This window comes from Ignavibacteriales bacterium, from assembly GCA_026390815.1.
In the GTDB taxonomy this organism is placed as follows: Bacteria; Bacteroidota; Ignavibacteria; order Ignavibacteriales; family SURF-24; genus JAPLFH01.
Map to the genome: position 1 here is coordinate 36710 of JAPLFH010000006.1, position 15250 is coordinate 51959.

Sequence of the window (15250 nt, forward strand, 5' to 3'; positions counted from 1 at the left end):
TGCGTTGTTCTTAACTGAAAACTGGTAATTTTTAAACACACAAGAACAAGCATAGAAGGCTGCGTCCAGAAATGGACGCGCTTTCTTATGTCTTTGTGTGTAGGCATACCAGTGCCTCAGTTAAGGATGTAATGAAAGTTGCGTCCTTTTTTTTTATTTAAAAAGACACGTTCAAAAATTGAAATACATTCCAACCCGCCGGGATGGTATTAATAAATATTGGCGGGAGAGTAGTAGTAAATCATTCAATAAATGGGAGTTCAAAATGAAAAGGTTACTGTTACAAATAGTGTTTTTACTTGTCTCTGTTTCTCTTAATGCACAAAATTTTTGGGAACAAACTAATGGACCGTTTGGTGGTACTGTTTCTGCCCTTGCAATAAATAGTAGTGGAAATATTTTTGCAGGAAGTGCTGGTAATGGAGTATTTCGGTCGGTAGATAATGGTAATAATTGGACTTGGACAGGCTTACCAAATATTCATGTTAATTTCATTGCAATAAATAATAGTGGGCATATTTTTGCGGGAACTAATGGTAGTGGGGTATTTCGTTCAACAGATAATGGTAATAACTGGACCCCAACAGGCTTGACAAATAGTTTTACTTATGCCATAGCAATAAATAGTGATGGAGTTATTTTTGCAGGGGCCAATGGAGTAATGCGTTCAACTGATAATGGAAATAGCTGGACTCAAACAGGGTTGCCGAATTCAACTATTCTTTCACTTGTAATAAATGGTAGTGGCGATATTTTTGCAGGGAAATCAGTTTCCAATAATAATTATGGATCTGGAGGAATATATCGCTCAACCGATAATGGGAATAACTGGAATTTGATGGGCTCTGGAAGAGATTATTTGTCGGATAAAACTGTTTACTCACTTGCGATAAATGGTAGTGGTGATATATTTGCGGGAACTGATTATCCTTTTTGGTCATCATCAGCTGCAGTAATTAGTTCAACTGATAATGGGATTACATGGTATCCCAAAGATACTGGTTTGCCAACAAATACTTTTTTTTCTTCCCTCGCAATAAATAGCAGTGGAGATATTTTTGTCGGAACTACTGAAGGAGTCTTTCGTTCAACAGATAAGGGTGTTAAATGGGCTAAAACAGGATTAATAAATAATTGGGCTAAATCTATTGCAATAAATAACAGTGGAAATATTTTTGCAGGGGCTATAGATGAAGGCATATTTCGTTCAACGGATAATGGGGATAACTGGGATCAAATAAATAATGGCTTGACAGCTAATGAAGTTACATCCCTTGTAATAAATAATAACGGAAATATTTTTGCGTCGGTTTTGTACGGTGGTGTATTTCGTACTACCGATAATGGGAATAACTGGACAAAAATAAATAATGGTTTGATAAATAATGACGTTGCTCCACTCGCAATAAATAATAGTGGTCATATTTTTGCAGGATCGCAGAGTAGTGGTGTATTTCGTTCAACGGATAATGGGAATAATTGGTCTCAAATAAATAATGGTTTGACAAATACTGAGATTCTTTCTCTTGTAATAAATAGTAGTGGCGATATTTTTGCTGGAAACAATGGTGGTGGAGTAGTTCGTTCAACGGATAATGGGAATAATTGGTCTCAAACGGGATTGACAACTAGAAGTGTTACTTCCCTTGCAATAAAAAGCAACGGATATGTTTTTGCAGGGACTTCTGATGAAGGAGTATTTCGTTCGATGGATAATGGGAATAATTGGACTAAAAAGATTTCAGGTATGCCAACAAATACTTATGTGTCTTCTTTTGCAATAAATAGTAGCGGCGATATCTTTGCGGGCACAGGGGCGAGTGGAGTAGTTCGTTCAACAGATAATGGAAATAACTGGACCAAAATAAGTACTGGTTTAGCTAATGAAGTTCTTTCTCTTGCAATAAATAGTAGTGGACATATTTTTGCAGGAACTTATGGCTATGGGGTATTTCGTTCAACAAATAATGGAACTAATTGGACTAAAATAAATGATGGCTTGACAACAAATCATGCTATTTCTCTTGCAATAAATAGTAACGGATATATCTTTGTAGGGACTATCGGCAGCAGTGTGTTCCGTAGTGTAAGTACAACAACTTCAGTAAAAGATGGTAGAGAAAATATACCAACTAAATTTTTGCTTTCACAAAATTATCCTAATCCATTTAATCCAAGTACAAATATTTCGTATTCAATTCCCAAAGCAAGCAAAGTCACTTTAAAAATATTTGATATTCTTGGAAAAGAAATTACCACTCTAATTAATGAAGAGAAAACGGCAGGTAATTATATTGTTGAATTTGACTCAGCGAAGTTTAATCTTCCAAGCGGCGTATATTTTTACAGGTTAAGTGCAAGGTCACGGGAAGATTCCCAGGTATTTGATAAAACGGTTAAACTAATTCTTCTTAAATAAATTGTTTAGTATTATAAAAAAGTGATTACATGCCGGGGCGTGCAAATGCCCCGGTAATATTTAAATCCTCACACATAAAAATTTTGTATTTATTTCAATTTTGCATTTCATATGCTTACCATAAATTCCCTTCTTCTAATACAATCCTAAAAGTGTTATATTTCTTGCAGTAAATTCTTAAAATAATCAATTAGAAAGATAAAAATGAAAGAACCGGAAGTAACTTTAGCAACAGCCTTAGAGCACGGATTAACCGAAGAAGAGTTCGCAAAGATATCTAAAAGACTCGGCAGAAAACCAAACTACACGGAGCTTGGAATTATTTCAGTAATGTGGAGTGAGCATTGCAGTTATAAAAACTCAATTGCATTGCTAAAAACACTCCCTCGGAGCGGAGGTAAGCTGCTTGTTGGCGCAGGAGAAGAAAATGCCGGGCTGGTTGATATTGGTGACGGTTTTGCAATAGCATTCAAGATCGAAAGTCATAATCATCCATCCGCTGTTGAACCATACCAGGGTGCCGCTACAGGAGTTGGTGGAATTCTTCGCGATATTTTTACAATGGGCGCCCGTCCTATTGCTTCATTAAACTCATTGCGCTTTGGAACTCTTGATGATGCACGAACACGTTACTTATTCGATGGTGTTGTTAAAGGAATTGCTGATTATGGAAATTGTTTCGGAGTTCCAACTGTTGCCGGTGAAGTTTATTTTGATAAATGCTACAGAGACAATCCATTGATTAATGCTATGGCAGTTGGAATCGTCCGGACAGACAGAGTTGCTTCCGCAGTTGCAAAAGGAGAAGGAAATCCAATAATGATTGTCGGCTCATCTACCGGCAGAGATGGAATACACGGCGCCACATTTGCCTCCGAAGAAATTTCAGAAAAGTCAGAAGCAAAACGCCCGTCCGTTCAGGTTGGTGATCCATTCACAGAAAAATTACTTCTTGAAGCAACGCTTGAAATTATTAAAGAAGATTTGATTGTTGGCATTCAGGATATGGGCGCCGCCGGAATATCCTGCTCAACTTCTGAGATGAGCGCTAAAGGTGAATCAGGAATGAAGATTGACCTGAGCAAAGTTCCTCTTAGAGAAAAAGGAATGACCGCTTATGAGATTATGCTTTCCGAAAGCCAGGAAAGAATGCTCGTTTGTGTTAAAAAAGGAAACGAGAAACGAATAAAAGAAATTTTTAAAAAGTGGGATTTGAATTGCGAAATTGTCGGCTATGTTACAAACGATGGCATTCTCTCGATTGATTATCTGGGTGAACGGAAAGCTGATTTGCCTTCATTCGATTTGGTCCTTGGCGGAGGTGCTCCTGTTTACACCAGGGAAACTAAAGAACCGGAATATCTGAAACAAACACGCGAATTTGATTTTTCAAAATTGCCTCAGCCGAATAATTTAATTGTTGTTTTTGAAAAGATATTTTCTTCTCCAAACATTGCATCTAAAAAATGGGTTTATGAACAATACGATTCCATGGTTAGAACGAATACTATTGTTGGTCCCGGCTGCGATGCCGCAGTTATTTTTATTAAGGATACAAACAAAGCCATCGCGGTAAAAACCGATTGCAACGGAAAATATGTTTACTTAAATCCGAAAGAAGGTGCTAAGATTGCGGTTGCAGAATCAGCGCGTAATATAGTTTGCTCCGGCGGAGTGCCGCTTGCGATTACTAACTGTTTAAATTTTGGCAATCCTTACAAACCAGAAGTTTATTGGCAGTTCAAGCAAGCTATTGAAGGAATGGGAGATGCCTGCAGATTTTTCGATACGCCGGTTACAGGCGGCAATGTTAGTTTCTACAATGAATCGCCTGATGCAGCAGTTTATCCAACACCAGTTATAGGTATGCTTGGTTTGATTGAAAATCTTGAGAACATTACTACTTCTTATTTTAAACAAGAAGATGATTTAATTTATCTTCTTGGAGAAGACTTTGAGGAAATTGGTGGAAGTGAATATCTTCAGGCAATTCACGGAATAGTTGCGGGAAATGCACCGGCAATTGATCTGCAAAGAGAAAAAGATTTACATACTGTTGTTCTAAAATTGATTGAAAATAAATTAATCAACTCCGCACACGATGTTACAGAAGGTGGGATTCTTTCCTGTTTAGCTGAGTGTTGCATTTTAGATAAGGAAAAATTAATTGGAGCTATAGTAACTGTTCCAGTTAAGTCCAGGGAAGATTTTTCTTTCTTCTCCGAATCGCAATCGAGAATTGTTGTTTCAGTTCCAATGGAAAAGAAAGACCAGTTTGAAAAACATTTTCCATCAGGTAAAATTTCCTGCAATTTATTAGGCAAAACAACCAGCAGCGCTCTTAGTGTAAATGATAAATATAAATTCAATTTGGAAAGACTCGCTGATTTATACTATAATTCAATTACTAAAATAATGAATATTCCGGTTGAGGAATATCAGTAGTATATGAAGGTTAACAAATTTAGATTTATTAGAATTCCACCAGCTTATGAAATCAAGGATTTTTTTAAGCATTATCTTGGTGGTTTATATAACCGAGTAGATGAACATCATATTTTTCTTTTTGGAAGCGGGCTTGCATTTTCACTTTTTCTCTGCATCATTCCATTCATTTTAATTATCTTTTCAATCCTTGGAAGTATATTACAAGCCTCATCCGTTGAACAACAGATATACACGTTCATAGACACCATAATACCGTATAAAGAATATGCTGATTACGCCAAACAGATTATTTTTTCGCGCATAGCAGAATTTATTGAATACAAAACTCTTGCTGGAGTGATTGGTGGTTTAGGTTTACTTTTTGCCGCAAGTGGATTGTTCAGCAGTATGAGAACAGTGCTAAATAAAGTTTTTGGAGTTACGAAAGATAAAAGTGCAGTCGTTGGTATCCTCCGCGATTTAGGTATGGTTCTTTTTATTGTCGTTTTTATCCTGATGGCTACAATCATTCTTCCAGCTATTGATATTATGAAAAATGTAATACATGAGTGGGCAATATTAAATTTCTTTCAGCTAAGTGAATTTGAACATTTGTTCATTACGGTTATTTCCTTCATTATCATATTTGTTACTTTTTTTGTTTTGTACAGTTTTATTCCTTATGCAAAACTTGGTAGAAAGGTGCCGGCAGTAAGCGCATTTTGGGCTGCTGTTTTTTGGGAGATTGCAAAGAGGTTGTTTGGCTACTATCTCTATAACCTTGCATCACTGAATAAAATTTATGGTACTTACACTTTAGTTGTTGTACTCGCTTTTTGGATTTACTACTCATCGGTTTTATTTATTATCGGGGCAGAAATTGGGCAGTTGTACCGCGAGAGGTTGGAGCTTAAAGCGAATGTGGAAAGATTAACCAAATCAAAGTATAAACAAATCAAAAAATCAAAATAGATTGTAAGACAAAGTTAAACTTGTTGATATTCTATTTGGTGTTTCCGCAAATTTTTCAAAAGCAGTATTTATTCCCAGATAAATATTATTTTCGATATAAAATAGAAATGAAGCATTAAGGCTATTATCAATCTTTGTTTTATCATTGAATGGTTTGAAAGCTTGTAGACGATAGCTGGCTATAAAATTTACCCTGTTACTAAGTTCATAAATAAAATCTATGTTTGCATTGGCAGTTAATTTTTTAACAAATGCACTGTCCAGTGGTGTAAATGCTTCTGCTGTAAAATTAACCTGTGTTCTCCAGCTAAGTGGAAAAGAATATCTTCCGATCAATGAAAAACTTGGTGAACCAGCTTTTGATTTATCTCGTGTACTGATGGTGAATAATGTTCCACCTGAAAGATCCCAACCATAATAACGTTGGTTTACTTTTTCATTTATTTCAAACAGCACTTGCCGCATCCGTAAAGTCCCGATTGCACCTATACTGTAACCAACAAGCACTCCGGAAAGTCGTATCTCACTTTCAATATCTTCAAACCACTGTGTTTCATAAACCTCACCATAAAGATTCTGATACTCATCAACTCTTTCAATTATTTTAGCAATGTTTATAATTGTTTCTTTTGGCAGATGATCGGTAAGAACATTTTCTCTTATAAGATGTTCTTCAATCCTTACTGCTTTTGCCAGTGCTGTTGCATTTATATATCTTCCAAAACCACCACCAACAGTTACATCAGAAGCTATTTGCTGGTATTCATTATTCTCTTGCACAGTCATCCTGGAAAATAGAAACCAGTTCTTGTTATTCCAGATATATTTTCTTGCACTTGCATCAATTCTAATATCATGTCTAAATCCCAAATTTAACCAGCCCTGGGAATAAACTTTACCCTGGTCTTTTCCTCCGGTAGCATTTATATCAATAAACCATGCAAAAGGAAGTGATGTGAAGAATCTACGGTAAATCAAATTTCCTGTAAGCGTATTTGCAGTTACGCTATCGCCAACCTGTGCCCAATTCCAGAATCCATTTAATCTAAAATTGGAAGCATAACTTATCGGAACATCGTAATCTGTTACACTTACATTTTGGGAAAACACATTTGATGCAATAATAAGAAAAGTAAGAAATGCTATTTTTTTCATGTTTACCGATTATAAAATTTTACTGGTTTAGAAATACAAAAATTAAGCTTAATAAGCAATCATTTGATTTTTATGTTGGAAAGAAAAAATACTTGACAAACCGGGATATTAATAATATTTTTAATTCAGAATTTTTGGTCTGATTATGACGGTTATATTTTCTAAAAAATGCGAATATGGAATCCAAGCGGTACTTTACCTTGCAGCTCATCTTTCCGATGAGGTAGTTCGGGTTGATGTTATCGCAAAAGCTTTAAAAATTCCTAAGGAATTTGTTTCCAAAATTCTTCAAAGTTTGCGGGAGCATGGAATAATTGAATCCAAGAAGGGGAAAGCCGGAGGATTTAGTCTTGCAAAATCACCAACCAAAATTAAGCTGATTGAAATAGTAGAAGCGATTGATGGCTTGGATGTGTTCAATACTTGTGTGCTGGGATTTCCGCATTGTCATCCCGATCATCCATGTCCATTACATAACAAGTGGGGGAAACTTAGAACCGAAGCTTATAATATGTTAAGCGAAGAAACCCTTGATCAATTTAAAGAAAAGACTTTAAGCAAAATTAAAACGATAAAGAAGTAAAATTTTTTTTAATACTAAATCGGAGTTTAAATTCCGAAAATAATTAAGATTAATAATGGCTGTTAAGGAAAAGATAATTCGGAATAAAGAAAAACCGATTCAAAAGTATCGATTCATAATCCAAAGTTTATTTGTATTGCTTTGTACTTGGATTGGAATTGAGTTTTTCTTGTTCGTCCGTTATTTGGAAACTAATGGTACGGCGGCTTTTTATAATCGTCCGCCGGGAGTTGAAGGATTCTTACCAATCAGCTCTATGATGAGCTTGTACTACTTTTTTATTACAGGTGAAATTCATTCTGCACATCCAGCCGGACTATTTATATTTGCAGCAATAATTTTAGTCTCTCTAACTTTTGGCAAAGCATTTTGCAGTTGGTTATGTCCAATTGGATTTCTTTCCGAGTTAATTGGTGATTTTGGTGAAAAACTCTTTAAAAGAAAAATACAGTTACCCAGGTTCTTGGATTATCCACTCCGCAGTTTAAAATATATCCTGCTTGCATTTTTTGTTTATGCAATCTTCTTTTTGATGAGCGAAATTGCCATCAAAGCATTTCTTGATAGCCCGTACAATATAGTTGCAGATATTAAGATGTTTCAATTCTTCGCTAAGATTTCCCGGCTCTCTTTAGTCGTGCTTTCAGTTTTATTTCTACTATCAATTCCAATCAGAGGATTCTGGTGCAGGTTTTTATGCCCATATGGAGCACTGCTTGGTTTGGTATCTTTCTTAAGTCCAACTAAAATTAAAAGGAATGCAAACAGTTGTATTGATTGCGGCAAATGTTCAAAAGTTTGTCCATCTGCTATAAAAGTTGATAAGGTAATTACAGTTCTATCTGATGAATGCACAAGCTGCCTTAATTGTGTTGATGTTTGTCCGGTTGAAAATACTTTAGATATCCGAACCGTTATTGGTAAGAAAAAGATTTCCAAAAAAATAGTTGCAGTCGGAGTTGCTTTCATTTTTATAATAGTTACTGGTTTGGGAATATTGACCGGACATTGGCAGAATAAAATTTCTAAAGAAGAATATTTGATTCATTACCAGAATATGGAAAGTTATGGTCATCCAACCGGAGTTGAAGCTACTAAAAAATTTGATAAAGAAGCAAACGATTATTATAATGAAAATAAATATGGTAACAAGAAATGACTGTACAATCTAATCAAGAATTTTTTGATGACATTTCTGAGTTTTATGATGGAATGATTGGTTTTAGCTTTGCACTTTCAAGAAGAAAAGAAATGCTTAAAAAATTTTTAAAAGATGAATTTAAAAGTGTTGCTGATTTAGGCTGCGGAAGCGGATTAGATTCGATTTCATTGGCATCACTTGGATTGGAAGTAACCGGCTTTGACTTATCCCAAAAGATGATAGATAATGCAAAAAAGAATTCCATTAGTGCCGGGTTTGATATTTCATTTCAGCAATCAAGCCTGGATAAAATTGATCGGGCATTCTATGGTAAATTTAATGTTGCTTTTTCTATGGGGAACACATTTGCTAATTTAAACTTATCACAGTTAAAACTTGCCCTTAAGAAAATTTCATTGTTGCTAAAGATGAATGGAAGGGTTGTAATTCAAATCTTAAACTACAGTCAAATAATTAAAACTGGTGATAGGATTGTAAATATTAATAATCGGGAAGGTTTTACATTCATCCGTTTTTATGATTTCTTTCCAACACACTTTAATTTTAATATCATCAAATTCAAATCTGATAATCCAGGCGAAAGAGAATTATACACCACAAAATTGTACCCGCATAATAAGGAAGCATTTCAATATCTGTTAAGGAAAGAAGGATTTAGGAAAATCAAATTTTATGGAAGTCTTTCGCTGGACAAATTTATTCAAAACCAATCAAAAGATTTAATTATAGTAGCTGATAAATAATTGGTTTAAGCGATAAAAGAACAGAATATTTTATTCAATCTACCCTTTAGAAATATTAAAATGAAATTAAACAATATTCATTATTTTACGACAATTAAATAATAAAATGCTCTTGACTTAGCAATAACTTCCAAATAAATTAAGAATGTAATTTCTAAGTTGCAGATAAGTTTAATTATCAGATATAAACTATCGAGGATGAATGATGAAAAAGTTATTAATTTATATTCCTCTTGTTTTATTATTTCTTGGTCTATCCATTAGTTGTAATAAAATTTCCAATCCTGTAGATCCAGGTACCCCTTTTGTTGAAACCACAACGCTTACAGGTCAGGTTGTTGATGAAAGTACAGGTTTACCATTGCAAAATGCAGCGGTTGTAGTCCTAAATGGAAAAACAGCAACGGATGCCTTTGTTGATGATAATGGTTTATTCAGAGTTAATGTTCCATTAGAAAATGGTAAGAAGTTAAATGTAATAGCAGTTAAAGAAGGATATTATCAGGATTCTCTTTCAGTGGATGGCAGTTCTGGAAAAGAAGTAATACTTGCAAAGCTGTTGCTAAAAAAAGGAAATTCAACTTATGCAGCGATGGGAGCTGCTTCTATAATTTTAAAAACGCAATCTGTAAGATTTATTGGAGTTAAAGAAAGCGGTTCTAATGAAATAGCACGTGTTACATTTGAAGTTCAGGATTCAACAGGTAGTCCAATTGATTTTAGCCATTCCTCAATTGTTAGTTTTAGATTTGGCAGCAAACCTAATGGTGGTGAGTATCTTTCTACCGGATATGTAAGAACTGATTATTCAGGGAAAGCTACTGTAAGTATTGTGAGCGGAACTAAAGCAGGCTCAATTCAATTGGTAGCAGAAATTGTTCTTGGTTCTAAAAAAGTTGTTTCCAAGCCTGTAAATATTGCCATACATGGTGGTTTACCAAACGAGGCTCATTTTTCAGTTGCACCTCAGTTTGTAAATATTCCAGGATTGATAAGATATGGAGATAAAGATGTTATTACAGCTTATGTTGGTGATAAGTATGGTAATCCTGTAAAAAAAGGAACAGTAGTTTATTTTACAACAACCGGTGGATATGTGGAAGGTTCCGGAGCAACAGATAGTTTAGGTATAGCCAGTGTTATTTTATTATCAGCTAAACCAGAACCTGTTCATCCAACGTTAGGACCAGGTTTTGCAATAGTTACTGCTCAAACTGCAGATGAAAACCTTAATACAATTTCAACTACTGCAACTGTACTTTTTTCTGGCTCACCGCTTTTTATAGAAGTAACTCCATCTACTTTCGATATTCCAAATAGAGGTTCAGAAGAATTTAGCTATATAATAAAAGATTTATACAATAATCCGATGTCCTTTGGACAAACTATTTCTGTAACTGCAGAAGGTGAAGGTATTAAAACAACTGGGGAAGTTGACTTAAATTTTCCGGATACTCAAAGTCCTTCCTGGACGCAATTTGCATTTGCGATTGCAGATGCTGATACAAGTAATAAAGCGAGAAAAGTTATAGTTACAATTAGAACTGACGGTCCAAATGGATCGACCAAGAGATCATTCAGTGGAATAGTTAATTGATGACAAACATTATTTTAGGATGAATTTAGCCGCACCAATTATGTGCGGCTTTTTTATAATTGAATTTTAAAATCATATTACCATCCAGCTTAGTCAAAAACTAACCTATTTGCAATTTGAAAATCCCATACTGAACAAGGAATATTGAACGCTGAAGTTATTCCTAAACCGGATGAGTCTGAACCAAGTATTAAAGAATCGGTGAATCTACCAAACGGGGAATTTCAATTCTGCAATTTTAAAATATTTATTGCCGAATACTTTTACCATTTTATACTTGTATGATGGTAGAGTTTGTTGCAGAAACCAGTTATCTCATTCAGGATAAAAAGTTCTGCAACAGACTAAACAGACGGGAAAAATTTATCAACAAATTAAGTAATTCCTTTTCTAATTTTTACAATGCCCGCTTAAGTACTTCCTATTGCAAAATAAAAAACCCAGCATAGCTGTGCTGGGTTTGATAAATTCGATTGATAATAATATCTACTTAATGATTGTAAAAGGTTTACTCTTTACCGAGAATATACCATCAGAGTCAGTTACTTTTATAACCACTTTACCAGATAAGTTTTGATTATTCATCCATTGATATTTGTTTATCTGTTTCCATTTGCTGGTAACATTATCCGCAATTTTCAGCCAGCTTTTTCCATTGTCTAAAGAATACTCCAGCTTAACTGAATTTATTTTATCAGAACTAATCCATGAAATTGTTGGATTTGATCCAGCCGATACTTTCTGACTATTATCACCCGGAGATAATAATCTTATTCCAGGTTTCGGAATATTCAAATAGAAATAAGAATCGCTCATATCGCTGAAATTAGGATCACCTGGATCTTCTATTTTAATCCTTGCTAAAGATGAAACAACGCTTAAAGGTGGAATTTCCCACCTATAAGCTCCGGTTGATAGGATTGGAGAAGATGTTATGGGAAGCCAATTACCGCCATTATCTATTGAAAGAGAAATTACAACGCTTGAAATACCAGCAGAAACCCAGGTAATGTTTGCTGTTCCATTTTCAGTTATATTGTTAATAATTTCATCTCCACCATTTGGGGATATTAATCTTAATAACTTAGTCTGTGGATGAATGGAGAATAGTCCGTCGGATACATCAGAGTAATCTCCCCTGGTATTACTAACTCTTATTTTGCACAAGTCTGATCTGAAACGAATACTACCTGGAATTTGCCAATTATAAATTCCATTGCTTACAGTGCTATTAGTAATATCAATCCAATCGTATCCATTGTTCAAAGTATATTCTATTTTAACGCTGTCAATTTTTGTTGAGATCCATTTTATTTCACTATTAGTTCCAGTCAGCCAATTCTCACCGCCATTTGGTGTAATAACAGTTATTTGAGGCGCTTCCGCTACAATAAAAGTTCCATCGCTTTCATCTATTGGAGAACTAAGTTCGCTATCGCTTATCTTTATTTTATAAAACTTGGATGCAAGAGTGAAACTTGCTTCGTACTCTCCATCACTTGGCGTTTTCTTTACAACTGGTTGCCAGGTTAACCCATTATCAACCGAGGATTCAATTAAAACATTTTCAACACCGATAGATACCCATTTTATTGTATCAATTTTTCCGGCTGTCCAAACTTCACCACCATTAGGTTTCAATACTTTTATCATTGGTACTGGTTTTATTTTGAAAGTAGCATTGCTTTCATCAGAAGGTTGTCCATCTATTGCATCACTAATTCTTACTTTGCATTGTGTTGAAGTAATGTTTGGAACATTCCATTCATATGCACCGGTACTTTTAACATTACCAACAATTGTATTCCATTCCAACCCATTATTTGTAGTGTATTCAATTTTTACATTATTAATACCGGATGCTGACCATGTAATAACTTGCCCAGTTCCCGCTTGCCATTGTTCACCACCATTAGGGCTAGTCAGTTCAATTCCTTGAACTATTTGGTTATAAATAATAAAATTATTGTTTGAAATATCGAACGGAACACCATCATCAGAATCACTTATTCTTACACGGCATAAGCTTGAGTTTATATCCGGAATATTAGCCCACTCAAAAACTCCATCACTTGGTGTGCTTTCAGAAATTACTGACCAGGTAGCTCCGTTATTTATTGTATACTCAATTTTAACATTAGCAATATTAGTTGATGTCCAAGTGATATTATTGGAAGTTCCTGTTAAGAAACTTTCTCCACCATTAGGCGTAAGAACTGTAATTTCCGGTTCGGGAGAAATAGAGAAGAATGCATTGCTTTCATCCATTGGTGAACCATCAACAACATCACTTATTTTAACTTTGCAATTTGTAGAAGCAAAATTTGGTATTTGCGACCAGTTATAAAAACCATCGCTTGGTGTGTTTTCAGCAATTGCATTCCAATTTACACCGTTGTTAGTTGTATATTCAATCTTAACAGCAGTTACACCGGAGCTATTCCATTTTATTAACTGGCTTGTTCCAGCTTCCCATATTTCGCTTCCATTTGGAGATGTAACAACAATATCCTGTGGTATTTGATCGTAAATAACAAACGATTGGTCCGACTCATCAGCGGGATTGCCGTCTACTGCATTACTAACTCTAATTTTGCATAAAGCAGAATTGATTACAGGAATGCTGTTCCATAAGTATAAACCATTATTCGGTGTACTTTCTGAAATCGTATTCCACGTTGCTCCATTATTAGAACTAAATTCTATTTTAACATCTTTTATGCTGGAACTAATTGTTGTTTTATGTAGAAGGTTTGCATTTGCTATATCCTCAAAACTAACCTTCAAATCTTTTATGCTTTTGAATGTTTTAATTCCTTCTTTAAGATTAGTTTTTTTAATTGCGCCATTTGGAACATTCCCACCACCTGCTGAAGTCCATTTAATATAATTACTTGAACCTGATAGCCAGTATTCTCCGCCATTTGGGGATATAACAACAATGTTAGGTTGAGGTGTAATTGTAAAAACAGTGTCGCTTTCTGCGCTTGGGTATCCATCAACTGCATCAGAAATTCTTACTTTTGCATTTGTTGAATTGGTTATAGGTACCGGGTTCCAAATATAAAAACCATTGCTTGGAGTGCTGGCAGCAATTGTTGCCCATTCAACTCCGTTGTTTGTTGTATATTCAATTTTAACATCAGATACTTGCTGGCTGTACCACGTAATTATCTGGCTTGAATTACTTGACCAGATCTCATTACCAATCGGACTGGTAACTTTTAATGTTTGTGCTAAAGTGATTGTAAAAGATGAATTACTTACATCAAAAAGAGTGTCTGAACCAGTATCACTTATTTTTAACAAGCACGCTATGGAGGGGAAGTTTGGAATTGGAGACCATTCAAATTTTCCACTATCTGCAACAGTGCCGGCTGTTATGATATTCCAAGTTGAGCCATTATTAGTAGAGAATTCTATTTTAACATTGCTTATCCCGGTTGATGTCCATTTAACATCAAACATTTTACCAACAAAAAGAACTTCACCGCCATTGGGATTTAGAAGTGCTAAACTCTTTTTGTTTGTTTCAACAATTTTGAATAAGTCATCGCTTTCATCAGTTAATTTCAATGTATCTAACGTAGTTATTTTTATTTTGCATTGTTCTGATTTTGTGTTTGGAATCGGGGACCAGGTAAAACTGCCATCATTACTTGTAGAACTTGTTAAAGTAAGCCATGTGGATCCGTTATTTAGCGTATATTCAATCTTAAGGCTTGATGCAGTATTGCTTGACCAGGTAATAACCTGGCTTGTACCTACCATAAAGTTCTCACCACCGTTCGGTGAAGTAATCTTCAATGTCGTTTCAGTTGGAGTTTCCGGTTCTGTTGTTGATTTGCAGGTAAGTCCAATAAGTACAATTAATGCAATCATCGAAAAGTATAATAAGCGCTTCATAATTTCCTCTATGAAATTATTTTTGTAAAATTAAGATAGCTATTTATTGCCGGTATTATCGAACATTTCGTTTTTTAGTTAAACTGAAATAAAATGTTCTGATCAATAAAAAAAAATACTACGATAGATAAAATATTACCACAAAATTCTATAGCTGAATATAGTATATTTTAAGAAAATTAACATTAGAAATTAGTTGTGGTTTGAACTTGAAATAGGTTCGGTTTAGTATTGTGGAAAGTAATTAACCTGGATTGAAATAAATCCAATCAATATTTTTATAATG

General features: G+C 34.7%; 9 protein-coding genes. 7 read left to right on the forward strand and 2 right to left on the reverse strand.

The features are described from left to right. The first annotated feature begins 265 nt into the window (after positions 1–265). The 3 genes from NTX22_01350 (at position 266) to NTX22_01360 (ending at position 5818) form a co-directional block, all read left to right on the forward strand. A complete protein-coding gene (locus NTX22_01350) occupies positions 266–2419 on the forward strand; it encodes a T9SS type A sorting domain-containing protein (GenBank protein MCX6149150.1) in 2154 nt (717 codons plus the stop codon). Positions 2420–2623: 204 nt separating this feature from the next. Further along, positions 2624–4864, forward strand: a complete 2241-nt coding sequence (gene purL, locus NTX22_01355) for a phosphoribosylformylglycinamidine synthase subunit PurL (protein MCX6149151.1) — start codon at positions 2624–2626, stop codon at positions 4862–4864. Between the two features lie 3 nt (positions 4865–4867). Next, a complete protein-coding gene (locus tag NTX22_01360) occupies positions 4868–5818 on the forward strand; it encodes a YihY/virulence factor BrkB family protein (GenBank protein MCX6149152.1) in 951 nt (316 codons plus the stop codon). Here NTX22_01360 and NTX22_01365 read toward each other — a convergent pair. Next, a complete protein-coding gene (locus tag NTX22_01365) occupies positions 5810–6973 on the reverse strand; it encodes a hypothetical protein (protein MCX6149153.1) in 1164 nt (387 codons plus the stop codon). The genes NTX22_01360 and NTX22_01365 overlap by 9 nt on opposite strands. Before the next feature lie 145 nt (positions 6974–7118). Between NTX22_01365 and NTX22_01370 the strand changes: the two genes are divergently transcribed. The 4 genes from NTX22_01370 (at position 7119) to NTX22_01385 (ending at position 11058) form a co-directional block, all read left to right on the forward strand. Beyond that, positions 7119–7556, forward strand: coding sequence for an Rrf2 family transcriptional regulator (locus tag NTX22_01370; protein MCX6149154.1), 438 nt, complete (start codon positions 7119–7121; stop codon positions 7554–7556). 55 nt (positions 7557–7611) lie between these two features. After that, positions 7612–8715, forward strand: coding sequence for a 4Fe-4S binding protein (locus NTX22_01375; GenBank protein ID MCX6149155.1), 1104 nt, complete (start codon positions 7612–7614; stop codon positions 8713–8715). Further along, complete coding sequence (locus NTX22_01380; GenBank protein MCX6149156.1) at positions 8712–9461, forward strand: methyltransferase domain-containing protein; 750 nt, start codon at positions 8712–8714, stop codon at positions 9459–9461. Before NTX22_01375 ends, NTX22_01380 begins: the two co-directional genes overlap by 4 nt. Positions 9462–9666: 205 nt before the next feature. Next, positions 9667–11058: a hypothetical protein gene (locus tag NTX22_01385; protein ID MCX6149157.1), complete on the forward strand. Its 1392-nt coding sequence runs from the start codon at positions 9667–9669 to the stop codon at positions 11056–11058. Positions 11059–11544: 486 nt separating this feature from the next. On the opposite strand, the gene NTX22_01390 is transcribed toward NTX22_01385, so the two are convergent. Next, a complete protein-coding gene (locus tag NTX22_01390; GenBank protein ID MCX6149158.1) occupies positions 11545–14964 on the reverse strand; it encodes a hypothetical protein in 3420 nt (1139 codons plus the stop codon). Positions 14965–15250: the final 286 nt, after the last annotated feature.

Bases quoted from the DNA above. Each gene is read 5' to 3' on its own strand.
- NTX22_01350 (MCX6149150.1), top strand. From the start codon at position 266: ATGAAAAGGTTACTGTTACAAATAGTGTTTTTACTTGTCTCTGTTTCT.
- purL (MCX6149151.1), top strand. From the start codon at position 2,624: ATGAAAGAACCGGAAGTAACTTTAGCAACAGCCTTAGAGCACGGATTA.
- NTX22_01360 (MCX6149152.1), top strand. From the start codon at position 4,868: ATGAAGGTTAACAAATTTAGATTTATTAGAATTCCACCAGCTTATGAA.
- NTX22_01365 (MCX6149153.1), bottom strand. From the start codon at position 6,973: ATGAAAAAAATAGCATTTCTTACTTTTCTTATTATTGCATCAAATGTG.
- NTX22_01370 (MCX6149154.1), top strand. From the start codon at position 7,119: ATGACGGTTATATTTTCTAAAAAATGCGAATATGGAATCCAAGCGGTA.
- NTX22_01375 (MCX6149155.1), top strand. From the start codon at position 7,612: ATGGCTGTTAAGGAAAAGATAATTCGGAATAAAGAAAAACCGATTCAA.
- NTX22_01380 (MCX6149156.1), top strand. From the start codon at position 8,712: ATGACTGTACAATCTAATCAAGAATTTTTTGATGACATTTCTGAGTTT.
- NTX22_01385 (MCX6149157.1), top strand. From the start codon at position 9,667: ATGAAAAAGTTATTAATTTATATTCCTCTTGTTTTATTATTTCTTGGT.
- NTX22_01390 (MCX6149158.1), bottom strand. From the start codon at position 14,964: ATGAAGCGCTTATTATACTTTTCGATGATTGCATTAATTGTACTTATT.